This is a genomic window from Mesorhizobium sp. B4-1-4, from assembly GCF_006439395.2.
In the GTDB taxonomy this organism is placed as follows: Bacteria; Pseudomonadota; Alphaproteobacteria; order Rhizobiales; family Rhizobiaceae; genus Mesorhizobium.
In genome coordinates this window covers 2,528,074-2,549,061 of sequence record NZ_CP083950.1, presented here as the reverse complement: position 1 = coordinate 2,549,061, position 20,988 = coordinate 2,528,074, and the positions used below count along the sequence as shown (strand labels likewise).

The 20,988-nt window shown below is 62.8% G+C and carries 20 protein-coding genes; 15 read left to right on the top strand and 5 right to left on the bottom strand.

Translation table 11 applies throughout. The features are described from left to right. Positions 1-83: 83 nt before the first annotated feature. From FJW03_RS12375 to FJW03_RS12355, 5 genes are all read left to right on the top strand, one after another. The gene (locus FJW03_RS12375; RefSeq protein ID WP_140766983.1) at positions 84-1,448 is read left to right on the top strand and encodes an NAD(P)-dependent oxidoreductase; all 1,365 of its coding nucleotides are present in this window, start codon (positions 84-86) and stop codon (positions 1,446-1,448) included. Between the two features lie 2 nt (positions 1,449-1,450). Then, a complete protein-coding gene (gene preA / locus FJW03_RS12370) occupies positions 1,451-2,764 on the top strand; it encodes an NAD-dependent dihydropyrimidine dehydrogenase subunit PreA (RefSeq protein ID WP_140699422.1) in 1,314 nt (437 codons plus the stop codon). Positions 2,765-3,226: 462 nt separating this feature from the next. After that, positions 3,227-3,745, top strand: a complete 519-nt coding sequence (locus tag FJW03_RS12365; RefSeq protein WP_140609128.1) for an RrF2 family transcriptional regulator — start codon at positions 3,227-3,229, stop codon at positions 3,743-3,745. A 28-nt stretch (positions 3,746-3,773) separates the two neighbouring features. Further along, positions 3,774-4,232 (top strand): carboxymuconolactone decarboxylase family protein, encoded by a 459-nt coding sequence (locus tag FJW03_RS12360; protein ID WP_140766984.1) that lies wholly within the window; start codon positions 3,774-3,776, stop codon positions 4,230-4,232. A gap of 270 nt (positions 4,233-4,502) precedes the next feature. Beyond that, the gene (locus tag FJW03_RS12355; protein ID WP_140766985.1) at positions 4,503-4,997 is read left to right on the top strand and encodes a DUF3592 domain-containing protein; all 495 of its coding nucleotides are present in this window, start codon (positions 4,503-4,505) and stop codon (positions 4,995-4,997) included. 271 nt (positions 4,998-5,268) lie between these two features. Here FJW03_RS12355 and FJW03_RS12350 read toward each other — a convergent pair whose 3' ends face one another. After that, complete coding sequence (locus FJW03_RS12350; RefSeq protein WP_140766986.1) at positions 5,269-5,904, bottom strand: TetR family transcriptional regulator C-terminal domain-containing protein; 636 nt, start codon at positions 5,902-5,904, stop codon at positions 5,269-5,271. A gap of 227 nt (positions 5,905-6,131) precedes the next feature. On the opposite strand from FJW03_RS12350, the gene FJW03_RS12345 reads away from it, so the two are divergent. The 4 genes from FJW03_RS12345 (at position 6,132) to FJW03_RS12330 (ending at position 10,480) form a co-directional block, all read left to right on the top strand. Next, positions 6,132-7,460: an aspartate aminotransferase family protein gene (locus tag FJW03_RS12345; protein WP_140766987.1), complete on the top strand. Its 1,329-nt coding sequence runs from the start codon at positions 6,132-6,134 to the stop codon at positions 7,458-7,460. Between the two features lie 82 nt (positions 7,461-7,542). Continuing rightward, positions 7,543-8,793: a Zn-dependent hydrolase gene (locus FJW03_RS12340; protein WP_140766988.1), complete on the top strand. Its 1,251-nt coding sequence runs from the start codon at positions 7,543-7,545 to the stop codon at positions 8,791-8,793. Positions 8,794-8,856: 63 nt separating this feature from the next. After that, positions 8,857-10,308: a dihydropyrimidinase gene (gene hydA / locus FJW03_RS12335; RefSeq protein ID WP_140766989.1), complete on the top strand. Its 1,452-nt coding sequence runs from the start codon at positions 8,857-8,859 to the stop codon at positions 10,306-10,308. A 1-nt stretch (position 10,309) separates the two neighbouring features. Further along, the gene (locus tag FJW03_RS12330) at positions 10,310-10,480 is read left to right on the top strand and encodes a hypothetical protein (RefSeq protein WP_181173356.1); all 171 of its coding nucleotides are present in this window, start codon (positions 10,310-10,312) and stop codon (positions 10,478-10,480) included. A 253-nt stretch (positions 10,481-10,733) separates the two neighbouring features. On the opposite strand, the gene FJW03_RS12325 is transcribed toward FJW03_RS12330, so the two are convergent. Further along, positions 10,734-11,138 carry a cupin domain-containing protein gene (locus tag FJW03_RS12325; RefSeq protein WP_140766990.1) on the bottom strand — a complete coding sequence of 135 codons (405 nt, stop codon included), beginning with the start codon at positions 11,136-11,138 and terminating at the stop codon, positions 10,734-10,736. Between the two features lie 130 nt (positions 11,139-11,268). Here FJW03_RS12325 and FJW03_RS12320 point away from each other — a divergent pair, with 130 nt between their 5' ends. The 4 genes from FJW03_RS12320 to FJW03_RS12305 all read left to right on the top strand — a co-directional run bounded on the left by FJW03_RS12320 (position 11,269) and on the right by FJW03_RS12305 (position 15,462). After that, positions 11,269-12,060, top strand: coding sequence for an ABC transporter ATP-binding protein (locus FJW03_RS12320; protein WP_140766991.1), 792 nt, complete (start codon positions 11,269-11,271; stop codon positions 12,058-12,060). A gap of 359 nt (positions 12,061-12,419) precedes the next feature. Beyond that, a complete protein-coding gene (locus FJW03_RS12315) occupies positions 12,420-13,298 on the top strand; it encodes an ABC transporter permease (protein WP_140765140.1) in 879 nt (292 codons plus the stop codon). Beyond that, positions 13,295-14,449, top strand: coding sequence for an ABC transporter permease (locus FJW03_RS12310; protein WP_226890638.1), 1,155 nt, complete (start codon positions 13,295-13,297; stop codon positions 14,447-14,449). Before FJW03_RS12315 ends, FJW03_RS12310 begins: the two co-directional genes overlap by 4 nt. Positions 14,450-14,490: 41 nt before the next feature. Continuing rightward, entirely contained in the window at positions 14,491-15,462 is a 972-nt protein-coding gene (locus tag FJW03_RS12305; RefSeq protein WP_140608126.1) for an ABC transporter substrate-binding protein, read from the top strand. Between the two features lie 49 nt (positions 15,463-15,511). Here the strand turns inward: FJW03_RS12305 and FJW03_RS12300 are convergent, their stop codons facing one another. Beyond that, positions 15,512-15,970: an Lrp/AsnC family transcriptional regulator gene (locus tag FJW03_RS12300; protein ID WP_140608124.1), complete on the bottom strand. Its 459-nt coding sequence runs from the start codon at positions 15,968-15,970 to the stop codon at positions 15,512-15,514. Between the two features lie 121 nt (positions 15,971-16,091). Here FJW03_RS12300 and FJW03_RS12295 point away from each other — a divergent pair, with 121 nt between their 5' ends. Then, positions 16,092-17,375, top strand: coding sequence for a cystathionine gamma-synthase family protein (locus FJW03_RS12295; RefSeq protein WP_140765144.1), 1,284 nt, complete (start codon positions 16,092-16,094; stop codon positions 17,373-17,375). 164 nt (positions 17,376-17,539) lie between these two features. Further along, on the top strand, positions 17,540-17,983 hold the full coding sequence (locus FJW03_RS12290) for a CHRD domain-containing protein (RefSeq protein WP_140608120.1): 444 nt from the start codon (positions 17,540-17,542) through the stop codon (positions 17,981-17,983). Positions 17,984-18,072: 89 nt separating this feature from the next. On the opposite strand, the gene FJW03_RS12285 is transcribed toward FJW03_RS12290, so the two are convergent. Beyond that, the gene (locus tag FJW03_RS12285; protein WP_140608118.1) at positions 18,073-19,722 is read right to left on the bottom strand and encodes a thiamine pyrophosphate-binding protein; all 1,650 of its coding nucleotides are present in this window, start codon (positions 19,720-19,722) and stop codon (positions 18,073-18,075) included. Continuing rightward, positions 19,719-20,894 (bottom strand): CaiB/BaiF CoA transferase family protein, encoded by a 1,176-nt coding sequence (locus FJW03_RS12280; RefSeq protein ID WP_140765146.1) that lies wholly within the window; start codon positions 20,892-20,894, stop codon positions 19,719-19,721. Before FJW03_RS12280 ends, FJW03_RS12285 begins: the two co-directional genes overlap by 4 nt. Positions 20,895-20,988: the final 94 nt, after the last annotated feature.

Here is a 20,988-nt window from a genome sequence, read left to right as displayed (position 1 = left end):
GACTTACCCAGAAAATTGACCAATTGATAAAAAAATAAAACGTGCTAGCCTTCCCCAAAACGAAAAACCATGGGGAACTGAAAATGCCAGAAGGCCAGTTCAAGGAAGGCATTGCCGGCGGACGACTTTCGCCCGATCAGTATGCGGACAATTTTTCCGACCTGCATCCGCCGCTCGATCACCACGAGGCGCTGGTCGAATCCGACCGCTGCTATTTCTGCTACGACGCGCCGTGCATGAATGCATGCCCGACCTCGATCGATATCCCGCTGTTCATCCGCCAGATATCGACCGGCAACCCGATCGGGTCGGCCAAGACCATCTTCGACCAGAACATTCTTGGCGGCATGTGCGCCCGCGTCTGCCCGACCGAGACGCTGTGCGAGGAAGTATGCGTTCGCGAAGTGGCGGAAGGCAAGCCGGTGCAGATCGGCCGGCTGCAGCGCTACGCCACCGATATCGCGATGGGCGAGAACAAGCAATTTTATCCGCGCACAGCGGCGACGGGGAAGACGGTCGCCGTGGTCGGCGCCGGCCCAGCCGGTCTAGCCGCCGCGCACCGGCTCGCCCGCCATGGCCATGACGTGACCATCCTGGAGGCGCGCCCGAAAGCCGGCGGCCTCAACGAATACGGCATCGCCGCCTACAAGAGCGTCGACAATTTCGCGCAGGCCGAGGTCGACTACGTCACCGCGATCGGCGGCATCGACATCCAGAACGGCAAGGCGCTGGGCCGCGATTACCAGCTCTCCGACCTGATCCGCAATTATGACGCGGTGTTCCTCGGCATGGGGCTTGGCAGCGTCAACGCGCTGCGGGCCGATGGCGAGGATGCCTCCGGCGTCACCAATGCGGTGGAGTTCATCGCCGAACTGCGGCAGGCTAGCGATCTCTCGGGCCTGCCGGTTGGTCGCCGCGTCGTAGTCATCGGCGGCGGCATGACGGCGATCGACGCCGCCGTGCAATCGAAGCTGCTTGGCGCGGAAGAGGTGACCATCTGCTACCGGCGCGGCCAGGAGCACATGAACGCCTCCGAATTCGAACAGGATCTGGCGGCCGCGAACGGCGTCACCATCCGCCACTGGTTGCAGCCGAAGCGGGTTGTCGCTGACGGCGGCAAGGTGTCGGCAATCGAACTCGAATACACCGCGCTCAAGGGCGACAGGCTCGTCGGCACCGGCGAGACGCTGACGCTCGTCGCCGACCAGGTGTTCAAGGCCATCGGCCAGAGCTTTGTCCCGGCCGCCCTCAACGGCAGCGGAGAATTGATCGAACTCGAAGCCGGCCGCATCAAGGTCGATGCGGAAGGGCGCACCTCGCTCGCCAAGGTCTGGGCCGGCGGCGACTGTATTTTTGGTGGTGACGACCTGACCGTCTCGGCCGTGGCGCAAGGGCGCGATGCGGCCGAGTCCATCCACCGGGCACTGACCTTTAACGGGAGGGCGTGAGCATGGCAGACATCCGTAATAATTTCGTCGGCATCAAATCGCCCAATCCGTTCTGGCTGGCCTCGGCGCCGCCGACTGACAAGGCCTATAATGTCATCCGCGCCTTCAAGGCCGGCTGGGGCGGTGTCGTCTGGAAGACGCTGGGCGAGGAAGGTCCGCCCGTCGTCAACGTCAACGGCCCGCGCTACGGCGCGATCTGGGGTGCAGACCGCCGTCTCCTCGGCCTCAACAATATCGAACTGATCACCGACCGCGACCTGCAGACCAATCTGCGCGAGATGAAGCAGGTCAAGATGGATTGGCCCGATCGCGCGCTCATCGCTTCGATCATGGTGCCTTGCGTCGAGGAAAGCTGGAAGTCCATCCTGCCGCTGGTCGAAGAGACCGGCGCCGACGGCATCGAGCTCAATTTCGGCTGCCCGCATGGCATGTCGGAGCGCGGTATGGGCGCGGCCGTCGGCCAGGTGCCGGAATATATCGAAATGGTGGTGCGCTGGTGCAAGCAGTACACGCGCATGCCGGTCATCACCAAGCTGACGCCCAACATCACCGACATCCGCAAGCCGGCGCGGGCAGCACATGCCGGCGGCACCGACGCGGTGTCGCTGATCAACACCATCAATTCGATCACCGGTGTCGACCTCGACAATTTCGCGCCGATGCCGACCATCGACGGCAAGGGTTCGCATGGCGGCTATTGCGGTCCGGCGGTTAAGCCGATCGCCATGAACATGGTGGCCGAAATCGCGCGCGATCCCGAAACACGCGGCCTGCCGATCTCGGGCATCGGCGGCATCACCACCTGGCGGGACGCCGCCGAATTCATGGCGCTCGGCGCCGGCAATGTGCAGGTGTGCACGGCGGCGATGACCTACGGTTTCAAGATCGTCCAGGAGATGATCGCCGGTCTCGAAAACTGGATGGACGAGAAGGGTCACCGCTCGCTCGACGACATTATTGGCCGCGCCACGCCCAACGTCACCGACTGGCAATATCTCAACCTCAACTATGTCGCCAAGGCGCATATCGACCAGGATGCCTGCATCAAATGCGGTCGCTGCCACATCGCCTGCGAGGACACCTCGCACCAGGCGATCACCAGCATGGTCAACGGCGTCAGGCATTTCGAGGTGATCGAGGCCGAATGCGTCGGCTGCAATCTCTGCGTCAACGTCTGTCCGGTCGACAACTGCATCACCATGGAGCCGCTGGCAGCCGGCGCGATGGACCAACGCACCGGCAAGCCGGTGTCGCCGGTCTACGCCAACTGGACCACACACCCGAACAACCCGATGGCCAAGGTGGCAGCGGAGTAGCGGCTGCTGGTCGTAACGTCGGTTGAGTCAGTCGCCCCGTCTTTGCACGGGGCGATTTTCGTAATGCTTCAATTTGTGGGTTGGCGCTGCCCCCTCATTGTCCTGCCGGACGTTCGTCGTTCGAAAAGCCAAGCAATTGGCTTTTCGTCCGCTGCGCGGCCCACTTCTCAACTCCCCGTATAGAGACGGGGAGAAAGGGCTGGCCGCGACGCCGGCTCCTTTTCCTCAACGTCGGAGATTGGCGAAAGCTCTCACGACGGCACCCCTCTCCCCGTCACTATACGGGGAGAGGGGTGCCGGCAAGCAGGTGAGGGGCAGCGCCAGCGCCGAATTGGAGTGGCGTCTGGGCTCGAAAACAGGTCCTTTCTCCGAGAAAACCTTCTCTCATAACGCTACCTATCGGCCTATTGCAGATAAGGCATATCCATGATAAATTATATCCATGAATAGGAGATCGGCATCATGAAGCTTGGCGAGGGCGTTGAAGCGGCCATCCACTGCGCGGCCACGCTGGCGAGCGTCGAAGGCAACAGCACCATTCCAGGCGCCGCGCTGGCGGAATCCTTTGGCCTTTCACCGAGTTATCTCCTGAAGCATCTCAACATGCTGACTTCATCCGGCATCCTGGAATCGGTGCCTGGGCCAACCGGCGGCTACCGGCTGGCGCGGCCGGCTGAACGCATCACCCTGCTTGATATCGTGCTGGCGGTCGAAGGGCGCGAGCCGGCTTTCCGCTGCGGCGAAATCCGCCGCAATGGTCCGGTCAAGCTGGATGCCTCGGCCTATGTCAAACCCTGCGGCATCAACGCCGCGATGCTGAAGGCGGAGAGGGCCTATCGGGCCGCGCTTGCCGAGACCAAGCTGTCCGACGTCGTGGCCAATTTCGCCGAGGAAGGCGATCCCCGGTCGATTGCAGCGAGCTGCGCTTTCGTTGAGCGCCACCAGCGGCCGCAGAAATCCGGTTCCATCAAGCAAATCTAAAACCCAATCGATGTGAAAGGACAACACGATGAAACAGAGGATACAGTTCTTCGCCAAGGCGCCGGAGGTCATGAAGGCGGTGATGGCGCTCAACAAGGCGGTCGACGAATGCGGGTTGGAGGTGAGCCTGCTGCACCTGATCAAGCTCAGAGCCTCGCAGATCAATGGCTGCTCGTTCTGCGTCGAGATGCACAGCCGCGAGGCTCGCCGCGATGGCGAGACCGAGCAGCGGCTCTATCTGGTCGCGGCCTGGAAGGAATCGCCGCTGTTTTCCGAGCGTGAACGCGCCGCGCTGGCCTGGACCGAGGCGGTGACGCTGATCGCCAACAATGGTGTTTCGGACGAACTCTATGCCAGGACCCTCGAGCATTTCTCGGAAGAGGAACTGGTCAAGCTGTCGGTCGCGCTCGGCATGATCAACACCTGGAACAGGCTTTGCATTCCGTTCCACGCCATTCATCCGATGCCGGCCGCCAAGGCGGCCTGATTGCCCGATTGCCCAGGAGCGCCGCCAAGGCGGGCGGCGCTCCAGCTGTTTGAAGGAAGCGGTCGATGCAGCCGATTTCTGGGGGACCATCAAGGCCCTGACACCGGGCAGCACATAAGCGGCTTCAATGTCACGCTGAGCGGGCCTGACGCTTCATAGGCAATACTTCCGAGCGGGCCGGGGAACTCGGCGCAATCGACGCCGCCCCGTGTTAATCGCTCGGTCGCGATTATCCTGTATGAAAATCGCGGGTTCACGAGTGGAGCGGGCATGGAGCAAGGCTGGACCGCATTCTGGGCACGCATTTCGGAGGTCTTCCATCAGGCGCTGTTTCCGTTCCGCGTGATCGCGGAAGCCGTTGGCTGGCATCCAAGCGACTTACAGATCTGGTGCTTCCTGTGCGGCGTCTTCTTCCTGGCGCCCATCGGCGTGCAGAGCTATGGCGGTTTTGTCCTCAAGCGGCGCGGCATCTTTGCCACCGGCACGGTGGTGGACATCGATAAGTCTGGCGAATATTCGGACAACCCGATCATAGAATTCGCCGATCGCTCCGGACGAACCTGGCGTTTCGAATCCTATCTGCCGGTTAATGGCAGGACACGGTCTATCGGTGCCGCGGTCGACGTCATCTACGATCCTCTGCACCCTAAGCGAGCCCGGGAGATGGGCCGCCCCGTCATGAAAGCAGTCCACCTCGCGGTCGGTTACGCAATCGTCGCTGGGCTGCTGCTGTTCGCCTTCTGGCCCGGCCTGATCTCCAACTGATCCCGCCGCAGTGCCGCGGCCTATCCGTCAAAGGACGACCAGGATCCTCTCAGCCTCCTTCCCACTTTGATCATAGCACTGAACAAACACACAGGATCCACGGGTCTCCGCGTCCGCTTCGCTCCTTGCTCCGCCCGTGGATGACGAAATGATGGATGCCCCGGCCAATCCTTACGGTCGGTAACAACCAAAACGGTCGGTAACAACCAAATCACTGGTAAGTCGGTGACTGGTGAGTTGGTCTCGTCTGCTAGGCCGTTCTGATGAGACGCTAGCCTTTTGGCTTCAGCCCATCGAGGAACAACTGTTCCAGAAAGCGCGCCGCGTCCTCGAAGCGGCCGTCGCCGCCGCGGTTCGGCCCCAGTACGGCGCGGACCTGGACGTCGAAATCGGCATAGTGCTGCGTGGTCGCCCAGATCGAGAAGATCAGATGCCAAGGGTCGGTCCGGGCGATCTTGCCGGCACGCATCCAGCCTTTGATGACGGCGGCCTTCTCGTCGACCAGTGTCTTCAACTCGCCGGCCAAGAGCGGCATGATGCGCGGCGCGCCTTGCAGGATTTCATTGGCGAACAGCCGGCTTTCGCGGGGAAAATCTCGCGCCATTTTGAGCTTGCGCCTGATGTAGCTGCGCAATTCGGTCATGGGATCGCCGATGTCATCGAGTTCCCGGAGCGGCGCCAGCCAGGTGTCGAGCAGGCGCTGCATCAAAGTCTCGTGAATATCTTCCTTGCGGCGGAAATAATAGAGCAAGTTGGGCTTCGACATGCCGGCGGCTTCGGCGATCTGGTCGATGGTCGAGCCGCGGAAGCCGTTGGTGGAGAACACCTCGAGCGCCGCCTCCAGGATCAGTTCGCGCTTTTCCTGCTGAATGCGGGTGCGGCGTGGGGCTTCCGTGCCGGTGTTCACCGTTGCGGACCCCCGTGTTGACGTCTATCTGGACCAATTCTCTGGACCAGTTTTTCCCCAGCCTGTGGAACGCACTTCAGGAGCCGCATTTCCGCTAGTAATCCCTTGACCGCCGACAGGGCGGTGCTAACGTTTGTCCAATCGGTCAAAAATTTGCGTAGCATGAAAGCGCGGCAAAGACCAAGCGTTGGACGCACCGAAACAGGTTACAAGGGGAAGTCTTGGTCATGTCCAACCGGCTGAAAGTCACGCCGAACGATCTCAGCGCATTCTGGATGCCGTTCACGGCAAACCGGCAGTTCAAGCAGGCGCCACGCATGTTCGTGTCCGCCAAGGATATGCATTACACGACCAGCGATGGCCGCAAGGTGCTGGACGGCACCGCCGGCCTCTGGTGTGTCAATGCCGGCCACTGCCGTCCGAAGATCACCGAGGCGATCCAGCACCAGGCCGCCGAGCTCGACTACGCGCCGGCCTTCCAGATGGGCCATCCGATCGTGTTCGAACTGGCGAACCGCCTGATCGACATCGCGCCCAAGGGCATGGACCATGTGTTCTTCACCAATTCCGGTTCGGAATCCGTCGAGACGGCGCTGAAGATGGCGATCGCCTATCACCGCGTAAAGGGCGAGGGCTCGCGCACCCGTCTGATCGGCCGCGAGCGCGGCTATCACGGTGTGAATTTCGGCGGCATCTCGGTCGGCGGCATCGTCAGCAATCGCAAGATGTTCGGCACGTTGCTTGGCGGCGTCGACCACATGCCGCATACGCATCTGCCTGAGAAGAACGCCTTCTCCAAAGGCGTGCCGGAATATGGCGCGGAGCTCGCCAACGAGTTGGAGCGCATCGTTGCCCTGCATGACGCCTCGACCATTGCCGCCGTCATCGTCGAGCCGGTCGCTGGTTCCACCGGCGTCATCCTGCCGCCCAAGGGCTATCTGCAGAAGCTTCGCGAAATTTGTACCAAGCACGGCATCCTGTTGATCTTCGACGAGGTCATCACCGGTTTCGGCCGTCTCGGGGCGCCGTTCGGCGCCGATTATTTCGGCGTCACGCCCGATATCATGACCACCGCCAAGGGTGTCTCCAACGGCGTCATCCCGATGGGCGCGGTGTTCGTGAAGAAGGAAATCCACGACGCCTTCATGACCGGCCCCGAGCACATGATCGAGTTCTTCCACGGCTACACCTATTCGGGCAATCCGGTTGCTTGCGCCGCCGCACTCGGCACGCTCGACACCTACAAGGAAGAAGGCCTGCTCACCCGTGGCGAGGAACTGGCACCCTATTGGGAAGACGCGCTGCATTCGCTGAAGGGCGAGCCGCATGTCATCGACATCAGGAACATCGGCCTGATCGGCGCGATCGAACTGGCACCGATCGCCGGCGAGCCGACCAAGCGTGCCTTCTCGGCCTTCGTCAAGGCGTTCGAGCGCGGCGCGCTGATCCGCACCACCGGCGACATCATCGCGCTGTCGCCGCCGCTGATCATCACCAAGGGTCAGATCAATGAACTGATCGACCATGTGCGTGAAGTGCTGAGGTCAATAGACTAATAATAGACTAATATTGCCTTTATCTAGGCGGGCGGCGATGGGAACCGCCGCCCATCCAGAATATGAAATGGAAGGACTTTGAATGGCCGCACCCGGCGAGAATCTGCGAATCAATTCAGACCGTTTGTGGGATTCCATCATGGAGATGGCGAAGATCGGCCCCGGCATTGCCGGCGGCAACAATCGCCAGACCGTGACCGACGAGGACGGCGAGGGCCGGTATCTGTTCAAGCGCTGGTGCGATGCAGCCGGGCTGGAAATGGGTGTCGACGAGATGGGCACCATGTTCGCCCGCCGCGAAGGCACCGATCCCAGCCTGCCGCCGGTCTATGTCGGCAGCCATCTCGACACGCAGCCGACCGGCGGTAAGTATGACGGCGTTCTCGGCGTTCTCGGCGGGCTCGAGGTCGTGCGCTCGCTCAACGACCTCGGCATCAAGACCAAGCATCCGATCGTCGTCACCAACTGGACCAACGAGGAAGGCGCGCGCTTCGCACCGGCGATGATGGCGTCGGGCGTGTTCGCCGGCGTGCTCGAACAGGCCGACGTGTACGAGCATACGGACAAGAACGGCAAGAAATTCGGCGAAGAACTGGAGCGCATCGGCTGGAAGGGCACCGAGAAGGTCGGCGACCGCAAGATTCACGCCTTCTTCGAACTGCATATCGAACAGGGCCCGATCCTTGAGGACGAAGGCATCGACATCGGCGTCGTCACCCACGGCCAGGGCCTGAAATGGCTGCAGGTGACGCTGACCGGCAAGGAGGCGCATACCGGCTCGACGCCCATGCCCAAGCGCCGCAATGCCGGGCTCGGCATGGCGCGGGTAATCGAACTGGTGCACGAGATCGCCATGGACTACCAGCCCGACGCCGTCGGCGCCGTCGGCCATATGGAAGTCTACCCCAACTCGCGCAACATCATTGCCGGGCGCACCGTCTTCACCATCGACATCCGCTCGCCGGAGAAGGAAGTGCTCGACGCCATGGACGGTCGCATCCGCGAAGGCATCGACACGATCTGTGACGCGCTCGATATCCAATACAAGATCGAGCAGGTCGGCGCTTTCGATCCCGTGACCTTCGACAAGGGCTGCGTCAAGGCGATCCGCGACGCCGCCGAACGGCTCGGCTACACGCACCGCAACATCGTCTCCGGCGCCGGCCACGACGCCTGCTGGATCAACCGCGTCGCGCCCACCGCCATGGTGATGTGCCCTTGCGTCGACGGGCTCAGCCACAACGAGGCCGAGGAAATCACCAAGGAATGGGCCGCCGCCGGCGCCGACGTGCTGTTCCACGCGGTGGTGGAGACGGCGGTCATCGTGGAGTGAGCTTAGAGATTACCTTTCAAACGCAGCTCATTAAGAAGCGCGAAGAGAAACAAGGGAACAAAAATGACCAAAGTCATCCGAAACGGCACCATCGTCACCGCCGACCGCACGTGGAAGGCCGATGTGCTGATGCAGCATGGCAAGATCGTTGCCATCGGCTCGGAACTGCATGGCGACCACGAGTTCGACGCCACCGGCTGCTATGTGATGCCCGGCGGCATCGATCCGCACACCCATCTCGAAATGCCGTTCATGGGCACCTATTCGGCTGACGATTTCGAATCCGGCACGCGCGCGGCCCTCGCCGGCGGCACGACGATGGTGGTCGATTTCTGCCTGCCGGCGCCGCAGCAATCGCTGCTCGAAGCCTTGCAGATGTGGGACAACAAGACATCCAAGGCCTCGTGCGACTATTCCTTCCACATGGCGATCACCTGGTGGGGCAAGCAGGTGTTCGACGAGATGGCGACCGTTGTCGACAAGGGCATCACCTCGTTCAAGCACTTCATGGCCTACAAGGGCGCGCTGATGGTGGATGACGACGAGATGTATGCCTCGTTCCAGCGCTGCGCCGATCTTGGCGCGCTGCCGCTGGTGCATGCCGAGAATGGCGATGTGGTCGCGGCCTTGTCGCAGAAGCTGCTAGCCGCCGGCCACAACGGCCCCGAGGGCCATGCCTATTCGCGCCCACCGGAAGTGGAGGGCGAGGCGACCAACCGCGCCATCATGATTGCCGACATGGCGGGCGTACCGCTCTACGTCGTGCATGTCTCCTGCGAGCAGAGCCACGAGGCGATCCGCCGCGCGCGCCAGAAGGGCATGAGGGTGTTCGGCGAGCCGCTGATCCAGCACCTGACACTGGACGAGAGCGAATATTTCGACAAGGACTGGGACCACGCGGCGCGCCGCGTAATGAGCCCGCCCTTCCGCAACAAGCTGCACCAGGATTCGCTGTGGGCCGGCCTGCAGGCGGGCTCGCTGCAGGTGGTGGCGACAGATCATTGCGCCTTCACCACCAAGCAGAAGCGCTTCGGCGTCGGCGATTTCACCAAGATCCCCAACGGCACCGGCGGGCTTGAGGACCGCATGCCGGTGCTGTGGACCAAGGGCGTCAACACCGGGCGGCTGACGATGAACGAGTTTGTCGCTGTGACCTCGACCAACATTGCCAAGATCCTCAACATGTATCCGAAGAAGGGCGCCATCGTCGAAGGCGCCGATGCCGACATCATCGTCTGGGATCCGAAGCGCAAGAAGACGATTTCTTCGAAGAAGCAGCAGTCGGTCATCGACTACAACGTGTTCGAAGGCGTCGAGGTGACAGGCTTGCCGCGCTTCGTCTTCTCGCGCGGCGAACTGTCGATCGAGGAGGCGGAGGTCAAGGCCCGGCCCGGCCACGGCCAATTCGTCGGCCGCGAGCCGAACGCCGCGGTCAACCGCGCACTGTCGACATGGAAAGAGATCACAGCGCCGCGCAAGGTCGAACGCACAGGCATTCCGGCGACCGGGGTTTGAGGTGAGGCACGCGAAGCTTCGTCTTACCGGCGTTCTCGTCCTGGCTGGCGGCCACGCTTCAGCGGCCGGCATCGACCTGTCCAAACCCTATGGCGACAAATATGGCTGCATCAACAGGAACGGCCATGAGGTGGCCAGGCGGCTCGTTGTCGTCGAGAGGACGGCAATGTGATGGGCGAAGTCTCCGGGTGCCGATGATCGCCGAAATCGGCGCCGCCCCTCCTCGCCCTGTCGAGCACTTCTCCCCGTATAGGGACGGGGAGAAGGACGCCGTCGCCAAGGATTTCGCCAATTTCCAGAGAGATCGCCGAGGCTGCGCTGAGATCCCTTCTCCCCGCCCCTATACGGGGACAAGGTGCCGGCAGGCGGATGAGGGGCAGCACCGGCCTGAAGTGATTGCGCGGCCTCCACGCCTTGTCCCGGTGTCACGCAACCAGCGCATCCAGCTCCGGCAGCAGGACGACGCTTTCCTGTTCGTTGGGATCGGTGCGGGCAATGACGGCCGAAGAGGGGGCGTTGCTGAGATTGGCCGGCAAATGCGGCACGCCGGCCGGAATGTAGAACAGGTCGCCGGCCTTGACGACGATATGGTGCTCGAGCCGGTCGCCATACCAGGTATGGACCTCGCCGGAGAGCACGTAGATGGCGGTTTCATGGTTCTCGTGCAGATGCGCCTTGGCGCGGGCGCCGGGCGGCATGGTGAGCACGTGCATGCAGATACCGGAGGAGCCGACCGATTCCGTGGCAATACCGGCGAAATAGGTCAATCCCTGCTTGCCTTCATAAGTGCTTTCAGGGCGGATAAGATGGCATGTCCGTTTGGGCGACATCGGGAAAACTCCGGGCGTCAATCGAGTGGGACAAATTCAATGGGACTGGGCGAGTGGAAAACAACATCGCGATAAAAGCAATCGGAATCCGGCCGGCGCCGCAGGGGCCGGACAAGGCAGGCACCCACCGATGACAGGGATTTCGCCAGCCGTCGTCGCGGCAAGCAAACTTGGCCTCACTTTCCAGACCAATGACGGGCCGGTGCAGGCGCTGTCCAATATCGATCTCACCATCGGCAAGGGTGAGTTCGTCTCTTTCATCGGCCCGTCGGGTTGCGGCAAGACCACCCTGCTGCGCGTCATTGCCGACCTGGAGAAGCCGACGTTCGGGACGATATCGGTCAACGGCATGACGGCAGAACAGGCGCGCGAGAAGCGCGCCTACGGTTATGTCTTCCAGGCCGCCGCACTGTTTCCGTGGCGCACCATCGAGCGCAATGTCGCGCTGCCGCTGGAGATCATGGGCCTGTCCAGGGCGGAGCAGGTGGAACGGATCAAGCGCACGCTCGATCTCGTCAACCTTTCGGGCTTCGAGAAGAAATATCCCTGGCAGCTTTCCGGCGGCATGCAGCAGCGCGCCTCGATCGCTCGTGCGCTGGCCTTTGACGCCGACCTGCTGTTGATGGACGAGCCGTTCGGCGCGCTGGACGAGATCGTGCGCGACCATCTCAACGAGCAGCTATTGCAGCTGTGGGAGCGGACGAACAAGACCATCTGCTTCGTCACCCATTCCATTCCGGAGGCCGTGTATCTGTCGACGCGCATCGTTGTCATGTCGCCCCGTCCAGGCCGCGTCAGCGACATCATCGAATCGACGCTGCCGAAGCAGCGGCCGCTGGACATCCGCGAGAGCCCGGAGTTCCTGGCGATCGCGGCGCGGGTGCGCGACGGCTTGAGGGCAGGGCACAGCTATGATGATTGAGCGCCCTGACCAGCAAGTCGGCAACCACGCCTTCGTCATCCTGGGGCGGAGCAGGCGCGAAGCCGCCTGCGTGACGCGAGCCGTCCATGGCGATTTCGTCATCCTAGGGCGGAGCAAGGAGCGAAGCGACGCGGCGCAGACCCTAGGATCCATGCCGTTCCCTCCGCGTTCCGCATCGGCGCAGAACGGGGCACCTTCCGTCGCGCCTCGGAAGGCGAACATTTTCGACCGCTCACACCCCTCGATCGACGTCACGGCATGGATCCTAGGGTCTGCGCAGGCGGCTTCGCGCCTGCTCCGCCCTAGTATGACGAAGAGCGCGCTGCGTAGCGCAGTACCGCTGAGAGGAGGACATCGCCATGGATAGCTTCCGCGACAAGCTCGTTCCGGTGACCTCGATCCTGGCCGGCGTCGTCGTGCTCTGGTACGTTTTCGCCGTCATCCTCAATGCGCCGTTTCAGCGCGATATCGACAGCCGGGCCAACGTGACGCCGGGCGCCGTCGAATTCATCGGCAAAACGCTGTCGCAGCCCAAGCCGACGCTGCCGGCGCCGCATCAGGTGGCGGTGAACTTCTTCCAGAACACCTTCCTGCGGCCTGTCAACTCGAACCGCAGCCTGATCTATAACGCCTGGGTGACGCTGTCCTCGACACTGCTCGGCTTTGCCTTCGGCACGGCGCTCGGCATCGTCATCGCCGTCGGCATCGTGCATGTGACGACGCTCGACCGTAGCCTTATGCCTTGGATCATCGCCTCGCAGACCATCCCGATCCTGGCGGTGGCGCCGATGATCATCGTCGTGCTGGCGGCGGTCGGCATCACCGGCCTTGTCCCGAAGGCGCTGATCTCGACTTACCTGTCGTTCTTCCCGGTGACGGTCGGCATGGTGAAGGGGCTGCGCTCGCCGGAGATCATGCATCTCGACCTGATGCACACCTATAATGCCAGCCGCGCCCAGACCTTCTGGAAGTTGCGGGTCCCGGCCTCTGTGCCGTTCCTGTTCACCTCGATGAAGGTGGCGGTGGCGGCAAGCCTGGTCGGCGCTATCGTCGGCGAACTGCCGACCGGTGCTGTCGCCGGCATCGGCGCCAAACTGCTCGCCGGCGCTTATTACAGCCAGTCCATCGACATCTGGTCGGCGCTGGTCGCGGGTTCGATCGTGGCGGCGCTTCTGGTCATGGTGGTCGGCATCGCCGGCCGCCTCGTCGACCGCGCCATGGGCGGGAGGCCGGCATGAGCTGGTTGAAACCCTCCTGGCAAGCCGTGCTGGCGATCGTGCTGTGTCTGATCGCGGTCACGCTTGGCGCGATGTCGAAGCCCGAGGCGGCAGCACTCGCGGATACGGCTGCCAGTATCAATTATCCCTATCTCGGGACGAAGGGTTTGATGCTCGGCCTGGCGATCGTGGCGGCGCTGATCTCGATGGTCAGGTTGCCATCGCTGGGCGAGGCCGTGGTGCTGTTCGTCGGCGCCCATCTCGTCGCCTGGCTGCTGATCTCGGGCATTGCCGGTTTCGAAGGCACGGCACTGGCCCCGTATTTCCTGCTGCTCATCGCGGCCTGGCTGCTCGGATGGCGTTGCGTGGCGGTGCTGTCCGGGCTTCGTCCGACGACAGGTTGGTCCCGGAACCTGCTGCGCCTCATCATTCCGCCATTTTTCGGCGCCTGGATCCTGATCATCTGGGAGGCGGTGACCCGGGGCGCCGGCATTCCCTTCATCCTGCTGCCGCCGCCGAGCGCCGTCGGCGTGCGCATTGTCAACTCGCTGCCGATACTCGGTGCCGATGTCCGGCAGACCGTCTTCAAGGCGGTGCTTTTCGGTTACGTCGTCGGTAGCGGCGCCGGTTTCATCACCGCGATCCTAGCCGACCGGGTGCCGTTCCTGCGGCGTGGCCTGCTGCCGATCGGCAATATGGTTTCCGCGCTGCCCATCATCGGCGTGGCGCCGATCATGGTCATGTGGTTCGGCTTCGACTGGCAGTCCAAGGCGGCGGTCGTTATCATCATGACCTTCTTCCCGATGCTGGTGAACACGGTCGCCGGGCTTGCGGCGTCGGGCCATATGGAGCGCGACCTGATGCGCACCTATGCGTCGGGCTACTGGCCGACGCTGATCAAGCTCAGGCTGCCGGCCGCCGCTCCCTTCATCTTCAACGCGCTGAAGATCAACTCGACGCTGGCGCTGATCGGCGCCATCGTCGCCGAGTTCTTCGGCACGCCCGTCGTCGGCATGGGCTTCCGCATCTCGACCGAGGTCGGGCGGATGAACATCGATATGGTGTGGGCTGAAATCGCAGTTGCAGCACTTGCGGGTTCGGTCTTTTATGGCGTGGTCGCCCTTGTCGAAAGGGCCGTCACGTTTTGGCATCCCTCTGTCCGTGGTGGATAGGGGCGGTGGGTTCAGGGCACCAACTTCAGAGGGTAAAAAAAATGAAAAGACTTCTTATTCCACTTCTGGCCGGCGCGCTTTCGCTGGCCGCGTTCCAGGCAATCGCCGCCGACAAGGTGACGTTGCAGTTGAAATGGGTCACGCAGGCCCAGTTCGCCGGCTATTATGTCGCCAAGGCCAAGGGCTTCTATGACGCTGAAGGCCTCGACGTCGACATCAAGCCGGGCGGCCCTGATATCGCGCCCGAACAGGTGATCGCCGGCGGCGGGGCCGATGTCATCGTCGACTGGATGGGCGGGGCGCTCGCGGCCCGCGACAAGGGCGTGATGCTGGTCAACATCGCCCAGCCGTTCAAGAAGGCGGGCATGGAACTGGTCTGCCCGAAGAACGGGCCGATCAAGACCGAGGCCGATTTCAAGGGCCACACGCTCGGCGTCTGGTTCTTCGGCAACGAATATCCGTTCTACGCCTGGATGAACAAGATCGGCCTCAAGACCGATGGCGGCCCCGACGGCGTGACCGTGCTGAAGCAGAGCTTCGACGTGCAGCCGCTGATCCAGAAGCAGGCGGACTGCATCTCGGTGATGACCTACAACGAATACGGCCAGGTGCTGGATGCCGGCTACAAGCCCGAGGACCTGATCGTCTTCAACTATTCGGCCATGGGCAACGACTTGTTGGAGGACGGGCTCTACACGCTTGAGGACAAGCTCAAGGATCCAGCCTTCGCCGACAAGATGGTGCGTTTCGTGCGCGCCTCGATGAAGGGCTGGAAATACGCGACCGAGAATACCGACGAGGCGGCCGGCATCGTCGTGGACAATGGCGGTCAAGACGAGAACCACCAGAAGTTCATGATGAAGGAAGTGGCCAAGCTGATCGACAATGCCGACGGCAAGCTGATCCCGGCGGCTTACGAGCGCACCGCCAAGGCCCTGCTCGACCAGAAGATCATCACCAAGGAACCGACCGGCGCCTACACCACCGCCATCACCGACAAGGCTGTGAAGTAAGCGTAGCCCCGCTACGATCGATCTTCAGAGCGGCGCCTCCGACCAAGGGTCAGAGGCGCCGTTCCTTTATGGTGTTCATGACAAAACTGGTCTCGATCGAGGCGACGCATTTCAGCCGCGCGATCTTTTCCTTGATGAAGCGCTCATACTGGTCGAGGCCGCCGGTCACAACCTTGAGCACATAGTCGCGTGAGCCGGTGACGAGGTGGCATTCCAGCACTTCGTCCCACCCGCGGATCGCTTCCTCGAACATGACGATCTCGTCCTCGTTCTGGCGGCCGAGCCTTATGGTGGCGATGGCGACCATGGTCCAGCCAAAGGCAGCCGGATCGACCAGCGTCGTGTAGCCCTTGATAATTCCGGCTTCCTCCAGCCGCCGCACGCGCCTGAGACAAGGCGACGGCGACAGGCCGATGCGCTCCGCCAACTCGTTGTTCGTGATACGCGCATCGGCGCGCAGTTCATGCAGGATCTTGCGGTCGAAATCATCAGCTATTTTCTGCCGCACTTTTGGTGTCTCCAGGCGATTCATTGCGATAGTGCAGCCATGGGGGTCCAAAAATAGCAAGGACTGCGTGGTGGGGATCGCATAAATTGCCGCCACACGTCTCGAAAAAACAGGGAACATCATGACCGCGCCGCGTCCTTCGAAAACCCATATCGGCAACCACAAGCTTCATCCCGAAACGCTGATGCTGAGCTATGGCTTCGATCCGCAGCTGTCGGAGGGCGCGGTCAAGCCGCCGGTGTTCCTGACGTCGACCTTCGTGTTCAAATCGGCGGAGGAGGGGCGTGATTTCTTCGACTACACGTCCGGCCGAAAGGAGCCGCCGAGCGGCACGGCGTCGGGCCTTGTCTATTCGCGCTTCAATCATCCCAACAGCGAGATCGTCGAGGACCGGCTCGCCGTCTATGAGGGGACGGATGCCTGCATCCTGTTTTCTTCCGGCATGTCGGCGATCGCGACGACGCTGCTTGCCTATGCCCGCCCCGGCGACGTGATCCTGCATTCGCAGCCGCTCTATGGCGGCACCGAGACGCTTTTGACGCGCACGCTTGCCGGCTTCGGCATCGGCGCGGTCGGCTTCGCGGATGGCGTCGACGAGGCGGCGGTGCGCGTGGCGGCCGATGCGGCGACCGCGAAGGGCCGTGTGTCGGTTATTCTGGTCGAGACGCCGTCGAACCCGACCAATAGCCTGGTCGATATCGCGCTGATGCGGAAGGTCGCCGACGAGATCGGCGCAAGGCAAGGATCGACGCCGATCATAGCCTGCGACAACACGCTGCTCGGTCCAGTCTTCCAGCGGCCTATCGAGCACGGCGCCGATGTTTCCGTCTATTCGCTGACCAAATATGTCGGCGGCCATTCCGACCTGATCGCGGGCGCCGTCATGGGCGGCAAGGCGGTCACGAAGCCGATCAAAGCTCTGCGTGGCGCGATCGGCACGCAGCTTGATCCACATTCCTGCTGGATGCTCGGCCGCTCGCTGGAGACGCTGTCGATCCGCATGGAACGGGCGAACGACAATGCCCGCCTGATTGCCGGATTCCTGCAAGAGCATCCCAAGGTGGAGAAGGTGCATTATCTGCCGTTCCTCGGCGAGGACACGCCTGCCGTCCGCGTCTATCGGGCGCAATGCAGCGGCGCCGGTTCGACCTTCTCCTTCGACATCAGGGGCGGACAGAAGGCGGCCTTCGCCTTTCTCAACGGGCTGCAGATCTTCAAGCTGGCGGTAAGCCTCGGCGGCACGGAATCGCTGGCCAGCCATCCAGCCGCCATGACCCATTCGGGCATTCCCTTCGACGTGCGCCAGCGCATCGGCGTTCTGGAGACCACGGTCAGGCTGTCGATCGGCGTCGAGCACCCGGATGACCTGATCGCCGACCTTGCTCAGGCTCTGGCCGCCGTCTGAGCGTTGTCCTTCCGCGCGTCTTGAAAGGGCGGGTGACCGCCCCTTTTTGATCAGACATCAAAAAAATGTGCCCCGAGGGATACTTTGGGCCACCCGACCGTTGTGCTGGTGCATCCACGCGTGGAGAGCCGCGAGGATGAACATCCAACGGAGGTCCTAGGAAAATGCGCAGACAATCCTTCATGCCGGTGCTTTCCGCGCTGGCCATTTCGACCGCCTTTCTATTCGCATCGCCGGCCATGGCCGAAATGGTGAAGTACAAGGCAACGCTCGATGGCGGCCAGCAGAGCCCTCCCGTCACCACCAAGGGCAAGGGGACTGCCACCTTGACCTTCGACACCACCAAGAAGAAGCTAAGCTGGAACGTCAAATATTCCGGTCTCAGCGGACCGGCGACGGCCGCGCACATTCACGGCCCCGCGGGGATGGGCGAGAATGCCGCGCCGGTAATCCCGTTCAAGGGCAAGCTCAAGAGCCCGATCAAGGGATCGGCGACGCTCACAGATGCGCAAGCGGCTGACCTTGAGGCCGGCAAATACTACGTTAACGTCCACACCGCCGCCAACAAGGACGGCGAGATCCGCGGTCAGATCGAGAAGGCGATGTAGCGCGGTCGGAAGGGGCGGCGCACCGCCCCTTTCGCCAAACGAGTCCTTAGCTCAGCACGGCCGGCGAAAGGCAGCAGGCTGCCTTCGCTTCAGCTCTTGTCGCGGATCTGGGTCATCGTCCGGGTCGGTGTGATCGCCTCCGGATCGAGCCGGATTTCGACGACCGACGGCTTGCCGCTGGCGCGCGCACGCTCGAAGGCGGCTGCGAAATCGGACGTCTTCTCCACCGTCTCCCCATGGCCGCCATAGGCTCGGGCCAGCGACGCGAAGTCGGGGTTCTTGAGGTCGGTCGCAACCACGCGGCCAGGATATTCGCGCTCCTGATGCATGCGAATGGTGCCGTAAATGCCATTGTTGACGACCACGACGATAATCGGCAGGTCGTACTGCACGGCGGTGGCGAATTCCTGCCCGTTCATCAGGAAGCAGCCATCGCCGGCAAACGCGACCACGGTGCGTTCCGGAAACAGCTCCTTGGCGGCGACCGCGGCAGGCGTGCCATAGCCCATCGAGCCGGACGTCGGCGCCGCCTGCGTGGCGAAGCGGCGGAAGCGGTGGAAGCGATGCACCCAGGTGGCATAGTTGCCGGCGCCGTTGGTGAGGATAGCGTCGTCCGGCAGCATTTTTTCGAGATAATTCATGATCGGCCCCATCTGAACCGGGCCGGGACCGCTTTCCGGCGGTGTCGACCAGTCGAGATAGGCGGCGTGCAGTCTTGGCGTCTCGGCCGCCCATGCCGGGTCGGAGGCCGGCTTGCGGCTGGCGAAGGCTTCGACAAAGGCGGATGGCGAGGCGTTGATGGCCAGCGTCGGCCGGTAGACGCGGCCAAGTTCGCCGGCGTCCGCATGGACATGCACCAGCGTCTGGTCCGGGTAGGGGCTCTTCAGCAATGTGTAGTCGGATGAGGGCATCTCGCCCATACGACCGCCGATCAGCAGCACAAGATCGGCCTGCTTGATGGCGGTGGCAAGCTTCGGGTTGATACCGATGCCGACATCGCCGGCATAGTTCGGATGCAGATGGTCGAACAGCATCTGGCGGCGGAAGGAACAGCCGACCGGCAGCGACCACGCCTCGGCGATGGCGCGCATCCGTGCCACGGCCTCCGTGTCCCAGCGCGTGCCGCCAAGGATAACGAAGGGCCTGATGGACTTGGCCAACAGCGTTTCCAGCGCATCGAGTTCTGCTTCGCCCGGACGGGTGTCGACCGGCGTGTGCGGCAAGACGGCAGGCGCCTCGACGACGCTGGTCAGCATGTCTTCCGGCAGCGAGATCACCACCGGGCCGGGACGGCCCGATGTCGCCACCGCGAAGGCGCGGGTGACGAACTCCGGGATGCGTGACGCGTCGTCGATCTCGACCACCCATTTCGCGATGTCGCCGAAGAACCTCTTGTAATCGACTTCCTGGAACGCCTCGCGCTCCTTGGCGTGGCTGGCGACCTGGCCGATGAACAGGATGAGCGGTATGGAATCCTGCATGGCGATGTGGATGCCGGCCGACGCATTGGTGGCGCCGGGGCCGCGGGTGACGAAGCAGACGCCGGGCTTGCCGGTCAGGCGCCCGTGGCAGTCGGCCATCATCGCCGCGCCGCCTTCCTGGCGGCAGACGATGGTGCGGATCGTGGAATCATGCAGCGCGTCGAGAACCGCGAGGTAGGATTCGCCAGGCACGCAATAGATGCGGTCGGTGCCGTTGGCTTCGAGCGCGTCGACGATCAGTTGTCCGCCGGTCTTCATTTTTCAGACCTCTCCAGTTCGGCAAGGATTTCTTTTGTGTGTTCGCCCAGGCGCGGCGAGGGGCGCTCATAGACCAGCGGCGTGCCGGACATCACCATCGGGGCGCGTACCGAGGGCAGCAGGTTGCCATGGCCGTCGTCGAGGTCGAGCCGCATGCCGCGCGCAATCGTCTGCGGGTCGGCGAACATCTGGCCGATCGTGTTGATCGGGCTCGCCGGCACGCTTGCCGCTTCGAGCTTTGCCAGCAGCGGATCGCGGTCGAGAGACTTCAGCGCCTCGACGATGCGCTCGCGCAGCTTCACGCGGTTGGCGACGCGGGCGGGGTTGGTGGCGAAGTCGGGATTGGCAGGCAAATCGTCCAGTCCGACGGCGGCGCAGAATTTGGCGAACTGGCCGTCATTGCCGACGGCAAGGATGATGTGGCCGTCCCTGACCGGAAGCACTTCGTAAGGGGCGATGTTCATATGCGCATTGCCCATCTGCACCGGCGACTTGCCGGAGACGAGATAGTTGAGGTTCTGGTTGCCGAGCGCCGAGATCTGAGTGTCGAAGAGCGCCATGTCGATGTGCTGGCCCTCGCCGGTCTGCTCGGCATGGCGCAGGGCTGCCTGGATGGCGACGACCGAATAAAGACCGGTGAAGAGATCCGATATGGCGACGCCGGCCTTTTGCGGCTCGCGGCCGGCCTCGCCGGTGATCGACATCATGCCGGCCATGGCCTGGATGATAAAATCGTAGCCGGCGCGGGGCGCATAGGGTCCATCCTGGCCGAAGCCGGTGATGGAGCAGTAGACCAGGCGCGGGTTGATCTTGCGCAGGCTGTCATAATCGAGCCCGTACTTCTTCAAGCCGCCGAGCTTGAAGTTTTCGATCAGCACATCCGACGTCGCGACCAGCCGGCGCACGGTCTCGGCGCCGCCGGGCGTCGAGAAGTCGATGGCGATGGAGCGCTTGCCGCGATTGCAGGAATGATAATACGCGGCCGACAGATTCTCGCCGTCATGGCTCATGACAAAGGGCGGGCCCCATTTGCGGGTGTCGTCGCCGCCATTGGGGCTTTCCACCTTGATGACATCGGCGCCGAGATCGGCAAGCAATTGCCCGGCCCAGGGCCCGGCGAGGATGCGGGCGAGTTCGACGACGCGGACGCCTTTCAGCGGGGGCTCAGCCATAAATCACCGTGGTTGCCGCAATCACCGTGATTGCTGCGAAAGCAGAGCCTCTATCAAGCCCGACGGCGGCTGTCACGACCCTTGCAATGGGCCA

Coding starts and splice junctions, on each gene's coding strand:
- FJW03_RS12375 (WP_140766983.1), top strand. CDS start 84: ATGCCAGAAGGCCAGTTCAAGGAAGGCATTGCCGGCGGACGACTTTCG.
- preA (WP_140699422.1), top strand. CDS start 1,451: ATGGCAGACATCCGTAATAATTTCGTCGGCATCAAATCGCCCAATCCG.
- FJW03_RS12365 (WP_140609128.1), top strand. CDS start 3,227: ATGAAGCTTGGCGAGGGCGTTGAAGCGGCCATCCACTGCGCGGCCACG.
- FJW03_RS12360 (WP_140766984.1), top strand. CDS start 3,774: ATGAAACAGAGGATACAGTTCTTCGCCAAGGCGCCGGAGGTCATGAAG.
- FJW03_RS12355 (WP_140766985.1), top strand. CDS start 4,503: ATGGAGCAAGGCTGGACCGCATTCTGGGCACGCATTTCGGAGGTCTTC.
- FJW03_RS12345 (WP_140766987.1), top strand. CDS start 6,132: ATGTCCAACCGGCTGAAAGTCACGCCGAACGATCTCAGCGCATTCTGG.
- FJW03_RS12340 (WP_140766988.1), top strand. CDS start 7,543: ATGGCCGCACCCGGCGAGAATCTGCGAATCAATTCAGACCGTTTGTGG.
- hydA (WP_140766989.1), top strand. CDS start 8,857: ATGACCAAAGTCATCCGAAACGGCACCATCGTCACCGCCGACCGCACG.
- FJW03_RS12325 (WP_140766990.1), bottom strand. CDS start 11,138: ATGTCGCCCAAACGGACATGCCATCTTATCCGCCCTGAAAGCACTTAT.
- FJW03_RS12320 (WP_140766991.1), top strand. CDS start 11,269: ATGACAGGGATTTCGCCAGCCGTCGTCGCGGCAAGCAAACTTGGCCTC.
- FJW03_RS12315 (WP_140765140.1), top strand. CDS start 12,420: ATGGATAGCTTCCGCGACAAGCTCGTTCCGGTGACCTCGATCCTGGCC.
- FJW03_RS12310 (WP_226890638.1), top strand. CDS start 13,295: ATGAGCTGGTTGAAACCCTCCTGGCAAGCCGTGCTGGCGATCGTGCTG.
- FJW03_RS12305 (WP_140608126.1), top strand. CDS start 14,491: ATGAAAAGACTTCTTATTCCACTTCTGGCCGGCGCGCTTTCGCTGGCC.
- FJW03_RS12295 (WP_140765144.1), top strand. CDS start 16,092: ATGACCGCGCCGCGTCCTTCGAAAACCCATATCGGCAACCACAAGCTT.
- FJW03_RS12290 (WP_140608120.1), top strand. CDS start 17,540: ATGCGCAGACAATCCTTCATGCCGGTGCTTTCCGCGCTGGCCATTTCG.
- FJW03_RS12285 (WP_140608118.1), bottom strand. CDS start 19,722: ATGAAGACCGGCGGACAACTGATCGTCGACGCGCTCGAAGCCAACGGC.
- FJW03_RS12280 (WP_140765146.1), bottom strand. CDS start 20,894: ATGGCTGAGCCCCCGCTGAAAGGCGTCCGCGTCGTCGAACTCGCCCGC.